This is a genomic window from Streptomyces sp. NPDC088197, assembly GCF_044741185.1.
Classification (GTDB): domain Bacteria; phylum Actinomycetota; class Actinomycetes; order Streptomycetales; family Streptomycetaceae; genus Actinacidiphila.
The window spans coordinates 107,755-128,581 of record NZ_JBIUSD010000016.1; the positions used below are offsets into that span (position 1 = coordinate 107,755).

7 protein-coding genes are annotated in these 20,827 nt (G+C 70.0%); 1 reads left to right on the forward strand and 6 read right to left on the reverse strand.

Going from position 1 to position 20,827, the window contains the following annotated elements; genetic code table 11:
• Nucleotides 1–78: 78 nt before the first annotated feature.
• The 3 genes from ACIOC1_RS29740 to ACIOC1_RS29750 all read right to left on the reverse strand — a co-directional run bounded on the left by ACIOC1_RS29740 (nt 79) and on the right by ACIOC1_RS29750 (nt 12,994).
• Nucleotides 79–327 (reverse strand): hypothetical protein, encoded by a 249-nt coding sequence (locus ACIOC1_RS29740; RefSeq protein WP_401857008.1) that lies wholly within the window; start codon nt 325–327, stop codon nt 79–81.
• Nucleotides 328–1,281: 954 nt separating this feature from the next.
• Nucleotides 1,282–12,153 carry a LamG-like jellyroll fold domain-containing protein gene (locus ACIOC1_RS29745; protein ID WP_401857010.1) on the reverse strand — a complete coding sequence of 3,624 codons (10,872 nt, stop codon included), beginning with the start codon at nt 12,151–12,153 and terminating at the stop codon, nt 1,282–1,284.
• A gap of 268 nt (nt 12,154–12,421) precedes the next feature.
• Nucleotides 12,422–12,994 carry a hypothetical protein gene (locus ACIOC1_RS29750; RefSeq protein WP_401857012.1) on the reverse strand — a complete coding sequence of 191 codons (573 nt, stop codon included), beginning with the start codon at nt 12,992–12,994 and terminating at the stop codon, nt 12,422–12,424.
• Between the two features lie 260 nt (nt 12,995–13,254).
• On the opposite strand from ACIOC1_RS29750, the gene ACIOC1_RS29755 reads away from it, so the two are divergent.
• A complete protein-coding gene (locus ACIOC1_RS29755) occupies nt 13,255–14,937 on the forward strand; it encodes a DUF2079 domain-containing protein (protein ID WP_401857014.1) in 1,683 nt (560 codons plus the stop codon).
• A 25-nt stretch (nt 14,938–14,962) separates the two neighbouring features.
• Here ACIOC1_RS29755 and ACIOC1_RS29760 read toward each other — a convergent pair whose 3' ends face one another.
• The 3 genes from ACIOC1_RS29760 to mfd all read right to left on the reverse strand — a co-directional run bounded on the left by ACIOC1_RS29760 (nt 14,963) and on the right by mfd (nt 20,801).
• Entirely contained in the window at nt 14,963–15,871 is a 909-nt protein-coding gene (locus tag ACIOC1_RS29760) for a hypothetical protein (protein ID WP_355346866.1), read from the reverse strand.
• 174 nt (nt 15,872–16,045) lie between these two features.
• Nucleotides 16,046–17,140, reverse strand: a complete 1,095-nt coding sequence (locus tag ACIOC1_RS29765) for a glycoside hydrolase family 19 protein (RefSeq protein WP_401310303.1) — start codon at nt 17,138–17,140, stop codon at nt 16,046–16,048.
• Between the two features lie 121 nt (nt 17,141–17,261).
• On the reverse strand, nt 17,262–20,801 hold the full coding sequence (mfd, locus tag ACIOC1_RS29770; protein WP_401857016.1) for a transcription-repair coupling factor: 3,540 nt from the start codon (nt 20,799–20,801) through the stop codon (nt 17,262–17,264).
• Nucleotides 20,802–20,827 lie beyond the last annotated feature (26 nt).

The following is a 20,827-nucleotide window of genomic DNA, read 5'->3' on the forward strand; positions in this document are numbered from 1 at the left end:
AAGTCCTTTGAAGTGGTGGAGCAGGGCAAAGGTCTGCTCCACGACGCGGTCCGACCCAGTGGGATAATTGAGATTAAATTAGCCGCCAGGAAACCAGGACGGAACAAGGGATATCAGCTCTTGGTCCGTGGTACCACCTTCGGTCCAGCTCAACAATTCAAGCTTCATTTTTACTGACCAGCCATACTCTTTGCCGAGAGCGGATGCCGCGTTAATCTTCCTTCCGCCATTTTCCCCGAACGCCCGAAGAAAGGCAGCGATGTCGATAATCGATGCCCCTTCCCGCTGCATGCGGCCTGCCTCTGCGGCCCAGTCATCGATGGACACCCTTGCACCCCTTAGGTCTCGTAAAGATTGGCTCGACCGTGGAGTGTGCCCCTGGCTCGCCAAACACGTTCAAGAGACCGTAGCGCACCGAAGCCGCTTCTCGTAGCCAATTTCCCCGGTCATGCGTGAAGGATTGCCTCTTCCGCTGGCATGCCTTGACCCGTGAGCGCATGAAAGTGGCCCGATTATCCTCGATAAGGTTGCCGTTGATAGAAAGGACTCGATCACCAGAGTAGCCAAGCGCCCCGCGAATAGGTATAAGAGCCAAGCGTCTCTGGTCAGCGTGCGTTTTGCGTTCCGCTGACGTCCGTGGTTTGCGGGAAAACCGTGGTTGTTGCCTTCAACTACTGCCATCATACGGTTCAGCCCAGGTACGGCCCCTCGCGCTGTTCTATGAAGTGCTGGAGCCTGATCGTCCGCTGACGTTGCCGTCAGCGCTGCCGTCAAACCCCCTCCCAGACCACTGCTGCCCCCACCGGATTCTCCAGTGGGGGCAGCAGTGTAATTCCTCAGAAATCCCTACAGGGAATCGTCCCAGCAAGGCATCTCAAACCTCGACCCGCACACCTCCGTGCGAGAAGTCGAGAGATTTAATTCCTATTTCTTCGATCCCTCTCGGATTGGATTCCCACGGCCGGAACCCAACAATCGGACGCGGAGACCCACCTCCCCAAGAATCCCAAGAATCGAAGTAGATCGAAGCTCTGACTATTGGCCCATAAGGACCAACAGCCACGGGCTCCTCAATCGATTGCTGGATGGCGTCCAGCACTTGTCCCACCTGACCAGCATCGACCCTCTCCTGAGTGCTCCAACAACCGAGCCAGGACACCGGCGGCAGTGATTCAGGGGACCGCAGGCATACCCAGGTCCTCTCGGGAAGCTCACCATCCCCACGCAGCACGTACGCCGTGAAGCGTACGGAGGACTCCAGTCGGACAGCCCACGCCTCCACTAGTTCCCTCCAATCATCATTTCAATGAGTGTATCCGGGTGCATCCGCCCATCCAGAACGCGGTTCCTTATTTCCTCGGTTCTGTTATTCCCGTCAGCGATATGCAGCCGGGATCCGGGAAGATTTATATCATCCCCAGGAGCGAAATCCCTGAACCCGGTAATGGGTTCACGCCCATTCGGCCCGCCGAATCGGATCAGGTCGTCATTACTCAGCGAAGTCACACCGCCATGCCCTGCATCGGCGCTGCCATACATCTGCTCGCGAGTCGCAGGGTTCCCCTGGATGCGGTCCAACATCTCACTCGCCTTCGCATAAAAACGCGTCGGCCTCTCATGGACCGGGAGGTCAGCGAGCTTTTCATTGCAGTTGTGGACCAGGACCGGCGTGGCGCCGGCCTCCACGTAGTAGGTGTGGAGGTCGCCGATGGTCAGGTCGTATGTGGTGGTGTGGGCGTGGAAGAGGCGGACGGTGGTGATCTGGGCGGTGCCGGTGGGGGTTTGGAGGAGGTCGCCCTGGTGGAGGTCCTTGGCCTCGACGAAGGCGGACTGGGTCTCGTCGTAGAAGGGGTGGTGGAAGGTGGTGGTGAGGTGGCCGTTCACCGGCGTCGGGGCGGCCGGGGAGACCGCCGCCACCGGGGCCGTGGCCGGGTGGGAGTCGGCCGCGTGGTGGGTCGCGCCCAGGGCGCCCAGGACCGCCGCGGAGGCCGCGAGGCCGAGGGCCGCGCGCCGGACCACCTTCTTCGCGGCGGACGTCACGGCGTTGGCCGCGACCGGCTTCACCCCGACGTCCACGAAATCGTGGTCCGTCGTCGTCACGATCACCGCGGTGACCTTGTGGCTCTGCGTGCCGGAGGCACCCGGCACCGAGTTGACGACGGAGTCGCCCACCTTGATCCGGTCGATGGCCTTGGTGCCGCCGCCCGCCATGAGGACACGGGAGCCGGCCGTGAAGCTGTGGCAGGTCCCGCTGTCGGTGGCCGACTTGGCGGCGCCCGACTCGCCCTGGCGCGCCGCGGTCTGGGTGGCGTCGCCCGCCGCCGCCTCCTCGGCCTCGGTGGCGCCCTTGCCGAACAGCCCGCCGACGGCCTCCATCGCCTTGGGGGCGAACTTGCTGAGCACCTTGCCGCCCAGCGACCCGAGCGCCCCGCCGATCGCGCCCGCGACGGCGCCCGTCACGGCGGAGGTCGCGAAGGCGCCCGCGCTGCACGCCGCGCCGCCCGCCTCGGCGCACTTGAAGCCCTGCTCGACCAGTGACCCGGCCGCGCCCGCGACCGCCGCGCAGCCGATGGAGCCGACGCCCGCCGTGACCGCCTCGCAGCCCATGAAGACGGCGGTGGAGACCACGAAGGACGTGATGGCCGCCGCATGGTGCTTGGCGTAGGTGGCCGCGGTTTTCACGGCCTTGACGGTGGCGTGATACGCGGTTCTGGATGCCTTCGCCACCGCCTTGGCGGTCTTCTTCACCGCGTGGACCACGCGTTTCGCGACCTTCTTGACCGCGTGGTAGGCCGAGTGGACGGCGTGCACGGCGGCGTGGACGACGCGTTTCACCTTGCGCGCCGCGTAGTGGTAGACGCGGCGGGTGTAGCGGACGGTGGCGCGGTAGACGTCCCGCACGTGGTGGACGACCCTCTTCACCACGCGCTTGGCGGCGTGCACGACCTTGTGCACGATCGGCGGCGTGTAGTGGTAATAGGCGTACGAGGCGTAGAAGTTGAAGGAGCTCCAACTGCTGGAGGCGTACGAGGTGGCCGCGTGGTAGGTGCTGCTCACCGCGTGGCTGACGGCGTGGCTCGCCGCGTGCCAGACGCTGCCCAGGCCCCAGTTGCCCGAGGGGTCCGTGCCGTCGAGCGGGTTGTCGCCGACGTACGCGAAGGGGTTGGCCGCCGCCTCGTTCGGCACCGGGTTGACGGACGCGGAGTCCTTGTTCATGAAGGTGCCGGTCGCCGGGTTGTACCAGCGTGACGCGGTGCCGACCTTGCCGGTGTCGGCCTCCGTCCAGCCGGACTGGAAACCGAGGTGGCCGATGAGCCCGTTGTTGGCGGTGACCTTGCCCATCGGGTCGTACGTCGTGGAACCGGCCAGGGTGGTCGCCCCCGGCGCGAAGTTCCCGATGACGTCGTCGTGGCTGTCGGTCAGGGCCAGTTGGCCGGTGCCCGGCGCGGTGCCGCCGTTGATTCCGATCAGTGAGCCGCCGGGATCGTACGTATAGCTGTAGTTGCCGTCCGCGGCGATGGTGTTGTCGGCGCCCGAGTACTGGAAGGCGCGCGAGGACTGGTCGGCCGAGTTGGCGTCGGTGATGTTCCGGCCCGACGCGTCGAGCGTGTACGAGTGCGTGCCCGCGGTGATCTGGTTGTTGTACGCGTCGGTGGAGTAGGCGACTTGGCCGTTGGCGGTGGAGGTGTCCGAGGTCATGGTGCCGCGCGCGGAGTACGCGTAGCTGTGGACGCCGTCCGAGGTGAGCTGGTCGCGGGCGTCGTAGGTGTAGACGTCGGCGCCGACGCGGGTGCGGTTGCCGGAGTCGTCGTAGGAGTAGTTCGTGGTGGCCGTGCCGTTGTTCCACGAGCTGAGGCGGTCGGCCTGGTCGTAGGTGTAGACGTTGTTGGAGGCGCCCGCGACCCCGACGGTGTTCTTCGACGTCAGGTTGCCGTTCCTGTCGTAGCCGTAGGTGATGGCCGACAGTGTGCTGGCGCCCTGCGTCAGGGTGTCGCCGGTGAGGTCGTGCGCGGTGTTGTACGTGAAGGTGCGGGTCTGGCCGCTCGCGCCGTACTTGACCGACGCGGTCTGGTTCAGCGTGTTGTAGCCGTAGGTGAGCGCGGTGCCGGAGGCCGCGTCGTTGAGCGTGGACAGCCGGCCCGCGGTGTCGTATCCGTAGGAGGTGGTGCCGGCCGCGTCCGAGCGGGTCAGCGGTGAACCGTCGTCGTTGTAGGTGAAGTTGGACGAGCCGCCGGAGCCGCCCGCCGACGTCAGGTCGCCGCGGTCGTCGTAGCTGAATGTCTCGTGGGTGGCGGCCTGGTGGTCCTTGGCGCCGGTGGTGCCCGCCTCCGCGGTGTCGGCGGCGGTCACCTGGTTGTCGTGGTCGTAGGTGAAGCTGCGGGTCGCGGTGGCGGCGTCGGCGCCCTGTCCCGAGGCGGTCTTCAGATTGCCGAGCTGGTCGTACGTCATCGTGTGGGTGACGCCGCCGGGCAGCGTGCTGGAGACCAACTGCCCGTCGAGGTCGTAGACGTTGGTGGTCGTGGAGTCGGCCGCCGAGCCGTACTGGGCGGTGGCCGGCTGCTTCACCGTCTCCTGCTGGCCCCACGGGGTGTATCCGTACAGCCAGGAGTTGTTGCGGCCGTCGGTGAACCGGGTCCTGTTGCCCGCCGCGTCGTACCCGAAGGACGTGGTGATCGAGGTGGTCGCGGTGACCGGCTGGATTTCCTGGGTGACGGTGCCCGCCGCGTCGTACGTGAAGTGGCTGGTGTTGCCGTTCGCGTCCGTGGAGGCGGTGAGGTTGCCGACGCCGTCGTAGACCTGGTGGGTCTGCCTGAGCTGCGTGTTGGCGGCGTCGTACTGGGTGCTCAGCGTCGGGTTGCCCGCGACGTCGAAGTCGGTCTCGGTCCAGGTGTTGTCCGGCTGGATCGTCTTCTGCCGGTTCCCCATGAAGTCGTACGTGTACTTGGTGGTGTTGCCCGCGCCGTCGGTGACCGAGGTGACCTCGCTGGCCCGGTCGTACCCGTAGGTGGTGGTGACCCCGGCGGGCGTCGTGGTCGACGCCAGATTCGCGCCGTACGGATTCCCGGTGGTCACCGCGTACGAGTTGGTGGTGGTCAGCACCCGGTTGGAGGGGAAGCGCTCCAGCGTGGTCGCGGTGACCTGCCGGCCGAGGTAGTCCCAGGTGGCCTGGGTGACGGCCCCGGTGCCGTCCGTCACCGAGAGTTGGTCGCCGTTGGTGTCGTACGTGGTGTGCAGCTTGGTGCCGTCCGGCTCGGTGACCTGCGCGAGGTCGCCGAGCTGGTCGTACAGGAAGCCGGTGGTCTTCCCGCCCGGTGTGGTGGAGGAGATCTGGTTGCCGTCGGAGTCGTACGACCAGGTCGACGTGGCCGCCAGCGGGGCGGACGCGCCCGCCGGGGTGTACGGCGGCAGGGTCTCGGAGACCTTGTTGCCGTTGGCGTCGTAGACCGTGGTGGTCTGGTTGCCGGTCGGATCGACCTCTTCGACGGCCTCGCCGAAGGTGTCGAATCCGCTGGTGGTGACCGGCCGTTGGGTGACCGGCTGGCCGCCGCCGGTCTCGACCTGGACGGCGGGTGCGGTGGTGACCGCCAGATTCCCCGCCTCGTCGTAGGAGTAGTCGGTGGTGAAGTTGTCCGCGTCGGTCATCGACTTCGGCAGCCCGCGCTTGTCGTACGTGTAGCGGGTGGTCTGCTCGGTGGAGGAACCGACGGTGCCGCCGGTACGGCCGTTGCCGTACAGCGTGTTGACCTCGGTGCCGGTCAGCGCGCGCGGGTAGACCTGCACGTTGGAGACCGCGCCGGGCAGGAAGTCGGTCGGCGCGCCGTTGTACTTGCCCGCGCCGATGGTCAGCGGGCCGTTCGCGGACCACGGCGCGGTGTTGGTGCCGCTGCCGGACAGCGCGCCGTTGACGTAGATCTGGCTGGCGCCGTTGGCGACGTTGTACACGCCGACCACGTGCGTCCAGGTGTTGGTCTTGGGCACGGCGGTGGAGTACGCGGACGGGAAGGTCGGCGCGGCCGTGTCGGCGCTGGTCTGCTCCATGCTCCACAGCGGCGCGCTGGTGTGCGCGTAGTTGTACTGGAGGTAGAAGGCGCTGGCCGTGGTGCCGCCCTGGGCGACGATCGTCGCGTTGTGGGTCGGCAGCGACGCCATGTTGACCCAGGCGGAGACGGTGTAGGACCCGGCGGTGTTGAGCACCGGTCCGTTGGTGGCGATCTGCTGGCCGGAGGTGCCCGCGAAGGTCGCCGCGTCGCCGCCCCAGGTGACGCCCGAGGCGGCGCCGGTGTAGCCGCTGCCCGAGGTGTCAGTGACGGTGGAGCCGGTGGTCTGGTCGAGCTTCCACCAGGCGGAGGGGTGTCCCGAGGCGTCGCCGTGCAGCGTCTCGGTCAGGGTGTTGCCCGCCGCGTCGTAGGTGGAGGAGGTGGTGCGGTCGAAGCCCGAGGAGTCGTGCTCGTTCTGGGTGGCGACCTGGTCGTCCGGGGTGAAGGACACGCTGGTCACCCGGTCGACGCCGGTCGGGTCCACGGTGGTGCTCGTGGTCCTGGAGGCCGCGTCCACCGTGAAGTTGACGACCGTCTGCCCGTTGTCGGTGGTCTGCGACAACTGGTTCCCGGCCGCGTCGTACGTGGTGGTCTGGAGCACCGTCGAGGCCGTGCCGTCGGCGCTCTTCTTGGTCGCGGTGACCGCCAGGCCGTTGTCGGTGTAGGTGTACGACGTCGTGGCGCCCATCGAGTCGGTCACCGACGCCAGCCGGCCCGCCGGGTCGTACGCCCGCGAGGACTCCGTCAGCGTGGTGGCGGCCTGCGGGCTGACCGGGTCGCCGGTGTACTGGAGCGTCTGGGTCAGCAGGTGCCCGTTGTCGTCGTACGTGTAGTTGGTGACCGTGCCCGACTTGGACACTTCCTGCGTCTTGTTGCCCGACGTGTCGTACGTGTACGTCGTCGTCCCGCCGTTGGCGCCGCCCGCGTTGGCGTTGGCGTCGGTCTGGGTGAGGACGTGGTCGTACGCGTCGTAGGTCTGGGTCTCGGTCCGGGGCGCGTCGCCGCCGCTGAGGTCCTTGACCGTCTGCGAGGTGATGTCGCCGTCGGCGTCGAACACCGTGGTGGTGGCCGCCGCGTGGGTGGCGCCGGTGACCCGGTCGGTGAGCTGCGGGTCGTCCTCCTCGGTGATCTGCCCGGCCTTGTCGTACGTGTAGGACGTGGTCAGACCTGCGGGGTAGGTGTCGGAGACGGCCTTCTTGGTGAGCACCTGCCCGAGGCCGTCGTAGGTGTAGCTGGTGACCAGGCCCACCGCGTCGGTGGAGGAGGCCACGTCGCCGTTGTGGAAGTAGGACACGGAGTTGACCGCGCCGCCGGGCGAGACCGACCGCACCGGCAGGCCCTTGGGCACGTTCCCGCTGTCGGCGGCGGGATAGGTGGCGGTGCCGTCGCTGAACACGGTGGTCGAGGCGCGCCCGTTGGGGAAGCCCGCGACCGGCGGTCCGGTCACCGCGGTCTCGTCGCCGAACGCGTCGTAGGTGTACGAGGTCAGGTACGTGGGGTCGGTCGCCGAGGAGGAGCGGCCGTCCCGCTCGGTGAGCAGCACGTCGTTGCGCGGGTCGGCGGTGGTGAGCTGTTCCGTCGTGTCGTCGGGGAAGTACGTGTAGTACTCGGTGGAGCAGACCTTGGCCGCCTGATTCTGGCAGGTGGTCGAGGAGACGACGTTGCCGCGGACGTCGTGGCCGGTGACGGTCATCGCGCCGTTGGGGTCGGTGACCGTGTGCTCGTAGCCGCCGGTGTCGTAGCCGAAGCTGGTCCTGTTGCCGAGGCCGTCGGTCTCGGTGAGCTGGCGTTCGTTGTTGACGACGTCGTAGGTGTACGTCGTCACCTTGTTCGCCGGGGAGGTGACCTTGACGGTCTCCACCGGCAGCAGGCCGGTGGAGTTCTTGCCCGCCTGGAAGTGGCTCTCGGCGTCCTGCGCGGTCAGCGCGGTGCGGTAGGTGGCGACGTCGGCGAGCGTGCCGTTGAAGTAGGCGACGGTGCCGTTGGTCAGGCCGGTCCAGCCGGAGCCGGTGGTGCCCGCGCCGATGTAGGCGGTGGTCCTGGCGCTGTTGGACAGCGCGGCCGTGGCCGTCTTGGTCGCGGCCTGCGCGCCGTCGAGGTACAGGGTCTGGCTGGTGGCTCCGGCGCTGAGCAGCACATGGTGCCACTTGCCGTCGGTGACGGTGCCCGTGGTGCCCATCTGCACCGAGCCGGACGTGGTGTAGAAGCCGCCGTAGAGCTTGCCGTCGCTGCCGATCCACAGTTGCGGTGTCGTGGAGGAGACGGTCGAACCGATCGCGCCGCTCTGCGTGTTGAGCAGGATCGCGCCGCCGTGGGTGGTGCTGAACCACAGTTCGGCGGAGGCCGCGGTGTCCCCGGTCACGGTGTCGGGCACCTTCACCCAGGAGCTGGTCCCGTTGAACGTGGCGGCCTTCTGGTCGCTGAACGGCCCGGTCGCGCCGAGCGTCACCGCGTTGTACGTACCGGTCCCGCCGCGCGTCTCGTCCAGCGCCGTGGTGGCGCCCGCGGGTTCGCCCAGCCGGAAGTACGTGGCGGGCGCGCCGCCGAGCACCGCGCCGCGGTAGGTCTGGCTGGAGCCGGTGACGGTCGGCGCGCCGAGCTTCCAGACGCCGCCGTTCTCGTCGGTGAGCTGGGTCAGCGCCGTGGTCGCCGGGTCGTACGTCATGGCGTGGTACGTCTTGGCGGACGGCCGGGTGACCGTGCTCAGCAGGCTCGCGGCGTGGGTGCCGTAGGTGCGCAGCGCGCTCGCGTCGGCGGCGACCAGCGGGCGGTCGTACCAGGCGGCGTCGGCGATCGCGCCGTTGAAGTACGTGGCGTAGCCGGTCTTGTCGGTGGTGCTGGAGTGCGGCTGGTCGGGCCAGGCCCCGCCGAGGAAGCCCGCGCCCAGGGTGTTGTACGGCTGGTTCTTGCCGAAGGCGATGCCGGGCTGGATGGAGATCGAGCCGGACACCGAGCCGACCTTGGCGCCGTCCAGGAAGAGGGTCTGGCTGTTGCCCGCGGCGGACAGCACCATGTGGTGCCACTTGCCGTCGGCGACCGAGGCGGTGGTGCTGATCGGCGCGATGCCGCCGCTGTACCAGAATTCGGCCTTCAGCTTGCCGTCGGTGCCGACGTAGGCGGCCGGGGTGTAGCCGCCGGGCGAGTCGCCCGCGGTGACCGGCTGCGAGGCGTAGGAGTAGAGCACGCCGGGCCCGGCGGAGGTCTTGAACCACAGCGACAGGGCGCCGGAGTCGGTGTTGTTGCCCATGTCGAACGGGAGGGTGGCGTACGAGCTGGTGCCGTTGAACCCGATGGCGGTGGCGGCCGACCCGGTGAGCGGGCCCGCCTGGCCGTAGGTGACGCCGCTGTACGCGAGGTTCTTGGTGCCCTGGTTGGCGAGGACCGCGTCCTTGCCGACGGTGCCCGACGCCTCGGACATCGGCCACACCGCCCGCGGGTCGAGGTCGAGCGCGGCGTTCTGGTACTGCGATCCCGCGGTGTAGTTGTACGCGGTGCACTGCGTGCTGGAGATCGGCGAACAGACCTTCGTGAGCTGGTCGTTGGTGTAGCCGTACGTCCAGGTCTGCGCGGAGTTCGGGTCGGCCGCGGTGACCGGGTCGGTGACGACGGTGGCGACGTGCGCGGCGCTCGCGCCGGTGGGTGTCTGCCAGGTCAGGTGCAGGGCGCGGGCGGAGGTCACCGAGGTCATGGTGGTGACGTGGCCGCTGGTCCAGGTGAAGGTGACGGCGCGGCCGTTGGCGTCGGTGACCGAGGTGATGCCGTACGCGCCGGAGCCCAGCGACTGGGTGAAGGCGTAGACGGTGGCGTTCTTGTCGGTCAGCGTGTAGCCGCCGGTGACGGCCTTGAAGGTGGCGAAGCGGCCCGCGGGCGGCGAGTAGCTGCCGTCGCCGTTCTTGCCGAAGCCGACCTGGGAGCCGTCCGGGTAGGTGACGACGTTGGAGACGACGGCGCCCGCCGGGTTGTACTGCTCGGTGGCGCGGGCGTCGAAGATGCTCGACCAGCCCGCGCCGAACGCCCCGGTCCAGCGCGGGTCACGGGAGTTGTAGTCGCGGTCGACGTCGAGGCTCGGTCCGACGGTGGAGACGGTCGCGTCGGTGTCGGAGGTGGTGTAGTTGCCGATCGACGGGTCGTAGCCGTGGTCGCTGCTGTTCTGGGACAGCCCCGAGGTGATCAGCGGCTGCGGGACCTGGATCGCCATCTGGTACCAGGTGGCGCCGGAGTACAGCCCCGCGTCCTGCGACTGCACCGTCCAGGAGTAGCTCTGGCCCCACTTGAGCTTGCCCGCCGGGACCGTCCAGGAGCCGGTGGTGAGCAGTCCGGAGTCGACGACCTTGGTGTTGGTGTTGTCGTAGATCTGGAAGTCGTACTTGGTGGTGGTGTTCGCCTGCGAGTTGGCGCCGCCGGACCAGGCGGTCAGTTGGGGGGTGGTGGTGTACTCCACCTCGTTGTCGTTGGGGTACTGCTGGTAGACCTGCGGCGGGGTGGTGCCGGTGTACGTGACGTCGATGTACGGGCCCTTGCCCGCGTCGGCGAAGGAGCCGAACTGCTTCCAGTGCAGGGCGTCGGTGGTGGCCGCGTAGACCGCGAGGCCGTAGTCGGGGGTGGTGCCGTTCATCCAGCCCTGGATGGAGGCGGTGGTGAGCGGCACCTCCACCGCGTTGCCCTTGGTGGGGTCGGCGGCGGTGTTGGCGCAGGCGATGGGGACGCTGGGCGTGAGGTTGCCGATGGACGCGCCGTGCGAGGGGCCGGGGTAGGTGGTGACGCCGGTCGGGGTCCACGGCGCGGTGATCAGCGCGACGTCGAAGCGCTCGGCGGTGCAGGTGGAGGCCCAGGTCTCGAACAGGTGCAGCGACGCGGCGGTCACGGTGACCTTGGAGCCGTCCCAGCCGCCGTACCAGTGGTTGACGAAGGTGTTGGCGGAGTGCGTGCCGGAGTCGTACGAGCCGATCTTGACGGTCTGCTCGAAGGAGTGGTCGCCCGCGGGGTTGCCGGACTCGGCGTAGGTGGTGGTCCAGCCGTCGACGATGCTGGGGTCGACGGTGACGGGGAAGACCCGCGCGGGGTCGTGCAGCCACGCCGGGTCGAGGGTGACCTTCAGGGCGGTGCCGCCGTGGTCGGCGACCAGCCGGTAGTCGACCGCGTAGGTCGTCGTCGGCTCGCCGGAGCGGCGGTCGACCTTGGAGTCGTAGGCGTAGGCGCGCGGTATCCGGGCGGTCACCTTGCCCGCGGCGTCGCGCAGTTCGACCGAGCCGTCCTTGACCTGGACGGGGGTCAGGCCCTGGAGCCTGAGCGGGAAGAGCCAGGAGTTGGCGGCGCTCGCCGCGTGCAGGACGACGGCTTCCTTGACGCCGGTCGCGGACGGGGCGACGACCAGGTCGGTGCGCGGCAGGGCGTCCGGGTACGTGACCCGGTCGCCCGACACGGCGGCGGTGACGTCGGCCGCGCCGGACAGGCCGTACGCGACGGAGTGCGCGGCGTCGGTGCGCAAGGTGGCGAGGTCCGGCGCGGAGGAGCGCGGCGCGAAGTCGACGCCGAGGGAGTTGGCCGCCTCGTGGAGGCGGCCGTCGGCCCGGCGGTGCACGCTGGTGTCGATCGGCTGCCAGGCGCCGTGCGCGTCCCGGTAGTTGACCGGCGTCTGCGACACGCGGCGGGTGTGCGTGCCGTCCGCGTTGTCGAACACCGTGACGGTGTCGGTCGACTTCGCCGCGTTCCGCTTGCTGGTGCGGGCGGAGTAGCCGCCGACGACACCGCTGCGGCCGGACGTGGACGCCTTGCGGAACGGGTGGTAGGCGTCGAGTTCGCCGGGCGCCTTGCCGGGCTTGTGCCCCGCGCCGACGTGCGCGCGGGTGGAGTCCGCGGTCGCCCGGTGGCTGTGCCCGGCGGCGGTGCCGCTCTCCTGCTGCGGCACGCGCCCCCAGTGGGGGTGCTTCAGCCACGCGGTGAGCGAGGCGAGGCTGGGCATCGACAGCGCGGGCAGGGTCGCTCCGTCCGCCGCCGCCTGCTCCGTGGTCAGCACCAGTGCCAGCGCGATCAGCGACAGCATCGCGGTGGCACGCAGCCATCGGCGACGGAGGGTTGTTCTCCGGGACGAACGACGGGCGAAGGATGCGCGCACGGCACAGGCTCCTGACAGGATCGACACAGAAAACTTGCCGATCGTGACCGTTTTCCTCACCCGCGGATAGATCGTGGGGACGATCCGGGGACACTCTTTGCCTGTACATCATCAAGCGCGGCGACTTGTGACCCCTGTCCCGGTTCGTTCCGGGAACGATCTTTACGATGGAGGGGTTTGGTCCGCCTTTCGCCCTGCTTTTGGGCAAGAGAGGTCAAGCCCGCGCGGGCCCGTCGGCGGACCCCCTCGACGACGTCTCAGCGACGCCTCAGTGACGCAGCGCGTCGGTCACGGCGGCCTCGACCGCCTTGCGCGTGCTCGCGGCGGAGCCCCCGGGCACGGCGGTGACATTCGCACCGGGCGCGTCAGCCGTACCGCCCGTACCGCCCGCCTTCTTCCCCACGGCCTTCTCCCCCACGACGACGAAGCGCGTGCCGGGGAACTTCGGTACCGCCGCCGGGACCGCGCCGTCGGGGGCCGCGCCGACCGTCAGGACGACCGTGCACTTGCGGTCGGCCAGGGTCGCCAGATAAGGCCCGGCCGCCGCCGCGCTCTGCTCCCCCGCCATCGCCAGATAGCTGACCTTCGCGTGCGTCCCGGCCGAGGCGTCCCGCATCCCCGCCCACACCGGCGCCGCCGCCGGGTCCGCCAGACCGCGCTCCCCGGTGAGCAGACACGCCTGCTGGTCGGTGTACGTACGCGCCCGGGCCGGCGGCAGGGCCCGCTCCTTGCCGGGGCCGGAGGACGTCAGGACCAGGGCGGTCACGGTGGCGGCCACCGCCACGGCCGCGGCGCCCGCGAGGAGTATCCAGAGCCGATGCGCGTTCGTCCACGTTTTCACGGCGGGCAGCATATGCGGCGCGGGCCGCCGGGACAGCGGCGGCCGAGGGGTATCTTTCTCGCGGTGAAGCACCGCATAACGGTGCATACGGGACGGGCACCGCGGGGCCGCGCCGGTCCGCCGGGAGCGGCGGGCCCGTGGCGCCGGGACGCGAGTGGCGGAGGTGAGTGGGGATGGCGGGTTCAGGAGTGCCCCCGGCACAGCCGCGTCCCGTATCTTTTCCGGCAGACCCCGACCCAGCTTCCGCGGGAGGACCGACGATGGACAGGGCCGAGGCCGTCATACCGGCGCAGGACACCAGAGCCGCCGCGCCCGGCGGCACCACGGTCGACGACGCGCCGACGACCGGCTTCAGGCTCGGCGGCATCGGGCCGCGCGTCGACCCGTATCTGCTGGCCACGGTCTTCTTCGCGGCGTTCCTCGCGCTGTCGGTCACCCGCTACCGGCGGATGCTCACGATGTCGTGGGACCTGGGCATCTTCGAGCAGGCGGTCGGCTCCTACGCGCACTTCCACGCGCCGGTCGCCGACCTCAAGGGCCCCGGCTTCAACATCCTCGGTGACCACTTCAGTCCGATCACCGCCCTGATCGCCCCCTTCTACCGGGTGTTCCCGAGCCCGGTGACGCTGCTGGTCGCGCAGGCGCTGCTGTTCGCGCTGTCGATCGTGCCCGTGACCCGGGGCGCCGCCCATCTGCTGGGCCGCGGGCGCGGACTGGCCGTCGGCGTGGCGTACGGGCTGTCGTGGGGCGTGCAGCGGGCGGTCGAGTTCGACTTCCACGAGATCGCCTTCGCGATGCCGCTGCTGGCGTTCTCGCTGGAGGCGGTGCTGCGCAGGAAGTGGGCGCCGGCGATGTGGTGGGCGCTGCCGCTGATCTTCGTCAAGGAGGACATGGGCGTCACGGCCGCCGCGATCGGCGCGATCGTGTGGCTGCGGACCCGCAAGGAGACCGAGCCGGACGCCGGGTCCGAGGCCATGTCCGGGACGTCGTCAGGGGCGGGGTCGGTCGGCGGGTCCGGGGCCGTCGGCGGGTCCGGGTCCGCGCGGGGCGAGGACGTCGTCCCGGCGCCGCGCGCCGACGGCGGCGAGACCCCGGAGGCCCCGGAGGCCGACGGGAGCGGGACGCGGGCCGAGGAGCCGCCGCGGCTCAGCGACGGCATGGGGTACGGGCCGTACGCGCTGGGGCTGGTCAGCCTCGGGGTGCTGGCCTCCGCGCTCGCCTTCGCGGTGATCATCCCGGCGTTCAACAGCGCGGGCGGATACGACTACTGGAACAAGCTGAACGGCAACGGGGCGCCGATGCCGGGGCACATCCCGTTCGGCACCGCCGTGCACACCCTGCTGTGGATCCTGCTGCCGACCACCGGCCTGCTGGCGCTGCGTTCGCCGCTGCTGCTGGCCGCGCTGCCGACCATCGGCTGGCGGTTCATCTCGCACGACGACCACTACTGGGGCACCGACTGGCACTACAGCGCGGTGCTGATGCCGGTGGTCTTCCTCGCCCTCGTGGACGCGGCGGCGCTCTCCCGCAGGAGCCCGCGGCCCTGGCTGCGCTCCTACGCCTCGGGGCTGCCCGCGGCGGCGGCGGGCGCCGCGCTGGCGCTCACCTTGACGATGCCGCTGGCCTCGCTCAGCCACTCCGACACCTACAAGGTCGACGCGCACACCAAGGCCGTGGAGAAGCTGCTCGAGACGGTGCCCAGCGGCTCCTCGGTGGAGGCGAACGTCGGGCCGATCAGCCGTCTCGTCCACCGGACCACGGTGTACTGGGTCGGCGACACGCAGGGCATCAGCCCGGACTACATCGTGATCGACAACTCCTCCGGCTGGGTGCCCGATCCGCTCACCTACGCCAAGCAGCTCCACCCGAACGCCGAATATCAGCAGATCGTCAACGCCGAGGGCTATGTGATCATGCACCGGACGAGTCCGCCGAACGGCTAGGCGGGCCGGGCGCAGCAGGACCGGCTCAGGCCGTCGGGTAGTCGACGTAGGCGAAGCGGCGGCTGTCCGGGGCCCAGCTGTTGACGTTGAGGCTGCCCTGGCCGCCGGGGAAGGCCAGGACGTCACGCGGGGCGCCGCCGTCCGGGTCCATGACGCGCAGGACGACGTCGCGGTCGGCCGGGTGCCCCTCGGTGCCGGGCGGGAAGCTGATGTAGAGGACGTGTCGTCCATCGGGTGACAGGTGCGGGAACCAGTTGACGCGCGCGTCCGAGGTGAGCCGCGTCAACTCGGTGCCGTCCGGCCGCATCCGGAAGAGCTGGGCGTGGCCGGGGACGGTCGCGCCGTGCTCGGAGTTGAAGTAGATCCAGGCGCCGTCGGGGCTGAACTCCGGGCCGTCCGCGGGCGCGGGAGAGTCCGTCAGCCGGGTGTCGGGGCCGCCGGCCGCGGGGACGGTGAAGATGTTGCGGTAGCCCCACTCGTCGCCGCCGTACGGCTCGACGCCCACGTACGCCAGCGTGCGGCCGTCGGGCGAGACGCCGTGCAGGAAGTGCCGGAAGGGGCCGGGGCCGCGGTCGTTGGTGACCCGGCGCGCGGGTCCGCCCTCGAACGGCACGGCGTGGATGTGCCCGTCGCCCGCCGACAGATAGACCGTGCCGCCGTCCGGCGAGAGCACATGGTCGTTGTTGGCGTCCGTGATGCCGCCGGTGTCGATGACCTCGGGCGCCCCGCCGCCGGGGGCGATCCGCAGCAGCAGCCCGTCCTGGTTGAAGACCAGCCAGCGGCCGTCCGGCGACCAGTTCGGCGCCTCCAGCGCGCTGTCCGCCGTCTCGTACACCAGGCGCGGCTCGCCGCCGTCGATGTCCCCGACCAGCAGCCGCGCGCGCTGTCCCGCCGCCAGCGGCCGTACGTTCGTCCCCGCTCCGGTGATCGTCACAGCCGCTCACACTAACGCGCCCCGCTCGTGGTGAGCGGGGCGCGTCGGATGAAGCGTGCGTACGGGCTGGGCGCGTACGGCCTTACCTGTGTACGGCCTTGCGTGCGAACGGCCTTACCTGTGTACGGCCTTGCGTGCGTACGGCCTTGCGTGCGTCCGTGGGACGACGCCGGGTCAGCAGCTCAGGTTGTTGCCCGCCGGGACTCCGAGGATCGAGACGAAGCTCTGGTAGGAGTTGACCCGGCTCTGCACCTGCGCGGGGTTGCCGCCGTTGCACTCGATGCTGCCGTTGATGCTGCGGATGGTCTCACCGAATCCGGCGCCGTTGACCATGGCGTTGTGCGGGGTCATGGTGCCGGGGCCGGTCTGGGTGTTCCAGTACCACAGGCCGGTCTTCCAGGCGACGGCCGAGTCGGTCTGCACCAGGTTGGGGTTGTGCAGCAGGTCGATGCCGAGCGCGTCGCCCGCGGCCTTGTAGTTGAAGTTCCAGCTCAACTGGATCGGCCCGCGGCCGTAGTACGCGGACTGTCCGGCCGGGCAGCCGTAGGACTGGCTCGCGTCGCAGTAGTGCGAGTAGTTCGCGGTGTTCTGCTCGACGATGTAGACGAGGCCGCCGGTCTCGTGGCTGACGTTGGCGAGGAAGGCCGCGGCCTCCTGCTTCTTCACCGTGTCGCTGCCGGTGTTCGCGAAACCGGGGTACGCGCTGAGCGCCGCGGTCAGGCCGCTGTAGGTGTAGAAGGAGTTCCGGTTCGGGAACATCTGGTTGAACTGGGCCTCGGTGACGACGAATCCGCTCGGGTTGCCGGGCGGGGTGGTCGTACCGCCGCCGTTGCAGCCGAACGGGTCCCAGTACCAGGTGCTGATGGTGGGGTCGTAGCCCGGGTTGTCGTGGGAGGCCTTGTAGTAGTTGCCGTTGCTGTACTTGACGATGTCACCGGCGACGTAGTTGTGGCCCTGGACCCACGCCGGGTAGTTGCAGGTCCCGCCGGTGCCGCCCGTGGTGCCGCCGGTGCCGCCCGAACCGCCGGTACAGGCGCCCTGGTCCGACCAGACGTCGGCGGCGCCGGGCGTCTCGCCCTGGGTCCACCACTTCGCCAGCCAGTTGTGGCTGTTGTACGACGCGCCCATGCCGCCGGTGTACACCGACGACGAGTTCCACGCGGTGGAGCAGCCCGCGGCGGAGGCGGTGGACGCCAGCGGTACGAGGATGGCGATTCCTATCGCGACCGCGAGTGCGGTGAGGAACGCTATGAGCCGTTGTCTCGACACGTGACCACTCCTTGTGGGGGTTCGAGTGGGGTCGGGACAGACTCAAGCGGAATGGTCTGGACCTGTCAAGGTCCAGACCATTGAACGTCCGCCGGGCGGTGGGAAACCGGCTGGAACAGCCCTAGTTGTCCAGCACCGTCGTCAGGAACTCCGCCGTCCACTCCAGCAGTTCGCGGCCCACCACCGGCTTGCCGCCGATCCGCGCCGTCGTCGGACGCGGGACGAGGATCTGCTTCGTCGCGTGCTTGAGCACCGTGCGCGGGTAGAGCCGGTTCAGCCGCAGCTCCTGCGACTCGCGCAACTCCACCGGGCCGAAACGGACGTTGGCGCCCTGGAGGGTGATGTCGCTGACGCCGACCTTGCGGGCCAGCATCCGCAGCCCCGCCACCAGCAGCAGATTCTCCACCGGCTCCGGCAGCTTGCCGTAGCGGTCGGTCAGCTCCTCGCGGACCGCCGCGATGTCCTCGGCCGTGTTGGCCGCCGCGATGGCCCGGTACGCCTGGAGCCGCAGCCGCTCGCCCGGCGCGTAGTCGTGCGGGACGTGCGCGTCCACCGGCAGCTCGATCTTGACGTCGAGCAGCGTCTCCTCCGGCTCGCCGCCGCTCTCCAGCGCCGAGCGGTAGTCGGCGACGGCCTCGCCCACCATCCGTACGTACAGGTCGAATCCGACGCCCGCGATGTGCCCGGACTGCTCGCCGCCCAGCAGATTGCCCGCGCCGCGGATCTCCAGGTCCTTCATGGCGACGTACATGCCCGCGCCCATCTCGGTGTGCTGGGCGATGGTGGCGAGCCGCTCGTGCGCGGTCTCGGTCAGCGGCTTCTCCGGCGGGTACAGGAAATACGCGTAGCCGCGCTCGCGCGAGCGGCCGACGCGCCCGCGCAACTGGTGGAGCTGGCTGAGCCCGAAGGTGTCGCCGCGCTCCACGATCAGGGTGTTGGCGTTGGCGATGTCGATGCCCGACTCCACGATCGTGGTGGACACCAGCACGTCGAACCGCTTCTCCCAGAAGTCGACCACGACCTGTTCGAGCTGCGACTCCCCCATCTGCCCGTGCGCGGTGGCGATCCGCGCCTCCGGCACGATGGCGCGCAGCCGCGCCGCCGCCCGGTCGATCGACTCCACCCGGTTGTGGATGTAGAAGACCTGGCCCTCGCGCAGCAGTTCACGCCGGATCGCGGCGCCGATCTGCCGCTCCTCGTACGGGCCGACGAAGGTCAGCACCGGGTGCCGCTCCTCCGGCGGGGTGGTGATGGTGGACATCTCGCGGATGCCGGTGACCGCCATCTCCAGGGTGCGCGGGATCGGGGTGGCGGACATGGTCAGCACGTCCACGTTGGCCCGCAGCTTCTTGAGCTGCTCCTTGTGCTCGACGCCGAAGCGCTGCTCCTCGTCGACGATGACCAGGCCCAGGTCCTTGAACTTCGTCTCGGAGGAGAAGAGCCGGTGGGTGCCGATCACCAGGTCCACGGTGCCGTCCCGCAGCCCCTCGATGGTGGCCTTGGCCTCGCTGTCGGTCTGGAACCGCGACAGCGCCCGCACCTTGACCGGGAACTGCGCGTACCGCTCGGCGAAGGTGCCCATGTGCTGCTGCACCAGCAGCGTGGTCGGCACCAGCACGGCGACCTGCTTGCCGTCCTGCACGGCCTTGAAGGCCGCCCTCACGGCGATCTCGGTCTTGCCGTAGCCGACGTCGCCGCAGATCAGCCGGTCCATGGGGACGGACTTCTCCATGTCCTCCTTGACCTCGGCGATGGTGGTGAGCTGGTCGGGCGTCTCCGCGTACGGGAAGGCGTCCTCCAGCTCGCGCTGCCAGGGGGTGTCGGGCCCGAAGGTGTAGCCGGGGGCGGCCATCCGCGCCGAGTACAGCTTGATCAGGTCGGCGGCGATCTCCTTGACCGCCTTCTTCGCCCGCGCCTTGGTCTTCGTCCAGTCCGCGCCGCCGAGCCGGTGCAGCGAGGGGGCCTCGCCGCCGACGTACTTGGTGACCTGTTCGAGCTGGTCGGTGGGGACGAAGAGCCGGTCGCCCGGCTGGCCGCGCTTGGCGGGCGCGTACTCGACCAGCAGGTACTCGCGGGTGGCGCCCTGCACGGTGCGCTGCACCATCTCCACATAGCGGCCGACGCCGTGCTGCTCGTGCACGATGTAGTCGCCCGCCTGGAGGGTGAGCGGGTCGATGGTCTTGCGCCGCCGGGACGGCATCCGGCCCATGTCCTTGGTGGACGAGCGCTGCCCCGACAGGTCGGTCTCGGTGAGCACCGCGAGCTTGAGCGCCGGGTCGATGAAGCCGTGCTCGATGGAGCCGGTCGCCACGTGGACCACGGACGCCGCGAGGTCGGCCAGCTCGATGTCGAGGCGGGCGGCGATGCCCTCGCCGCCCAGCACCTCCACCACGCGGGCGGCCGGGCCCTGGCCCTCGGTGACGTAGACGGTGCGCCAGCCGTCGGCCAGCCAGCCCTTGGTGTCGGCGAGCGCGCGTGCGGTGTCGCCGCGGTACAGCTCGGGCGCGTGCATGCCCAGCTTGAGGGTGTCGGCGGCCAGGTCGTCGGCCTCGTCGGCGGCGAAGGGGCTCACCGACCACCAGGGGACGCCCAGCTCGCGGGCCCGGTCGCGGACGTCGGCGATCGACCACAGCGAGGCCGCGCCCAGGTCGATCGGCGCCTCGCCGCCGCCGGCCGACGCCGCCCAGGACGCCTCCAGGAATTCGCGGGAGGTCGCCACCAGGTCGGCGGCGCGGGTACGGACCCGCTCCGGGTCGCACACCACGGCCATGCTGCCCGCCGGGAGCACGTCGAGCAGCAGCTCCATGTCGTCGACCAGCACCGGGGCCAGGGACTCCATGCCCTCCACCGCGATGCCCTCGGCGATCTTGTCCAGCAGTTCGTGCAGCTCGGGGTGGGCGACCGACAGCGCCGCGGCCCGCTCCTTCACCTGGTCGGTGAGGAGCAGCTCGCGGCAGGGCGGCGCCCACAGGCCGTGCTCGGCGACTTCGAGGGAGCGCTGGTCGGCGACCTTGAAGTAGCGGATCTCCTCGACGTCGTCGCCCCAGAACTCCACTCGCAGCGGGTGCTCCTCGGTCGGCGGGAAGACGTCGAGGATGCCGCCGCGCACCGCGAATTCGCCGCGCTTCTCGACCAGCTCGACGCGGGAGTACGCGGCTGCCGCCAGGCCCTCGGTGACGGTGCCCAGGTCGGCGCTCTGCCCGGTCCGCAAGGCGACGGGCTCCAGGTCGCCCAGGCCCTTGACCTGCGGTTGCAGCACGGACCTGATGGGGGCGACCACGACCTGTACGGGTCCGGTCGCCGCGTCGTCGGCCCGCGGGTGCGCCAGGCGGCGCAGGACGGCCAGGCGGCGGCCTACGGTGTCGCTGCGCGGGGACAGCCGCTCGTGCGGCAGCGTCTCCCACGCCGGGTACTCGGCGACGGCGTCCGGCGGCAGCAGGGTGCGCAGCGCGGCGGCCAGGTCCTCCGCCTCGCGGCCGGTCGCCGTGACCGCCAGTACGGTGCGGTGCGCGCGGGCCGCGAGCGCCGCGATGGCCAGCGGACGCGCGGCGGGCGGCCCCACCAGGTCCACCATCGGCCGGGCGCCGGAGGCGGCGGCCTCCACCGCTTCCGCGAGGGCGGCGTCCTCGACGACGACGTCGACCAGACCGTTCAGACTCATGAGGGGTTTTCCGTCCCGGGGCAGAG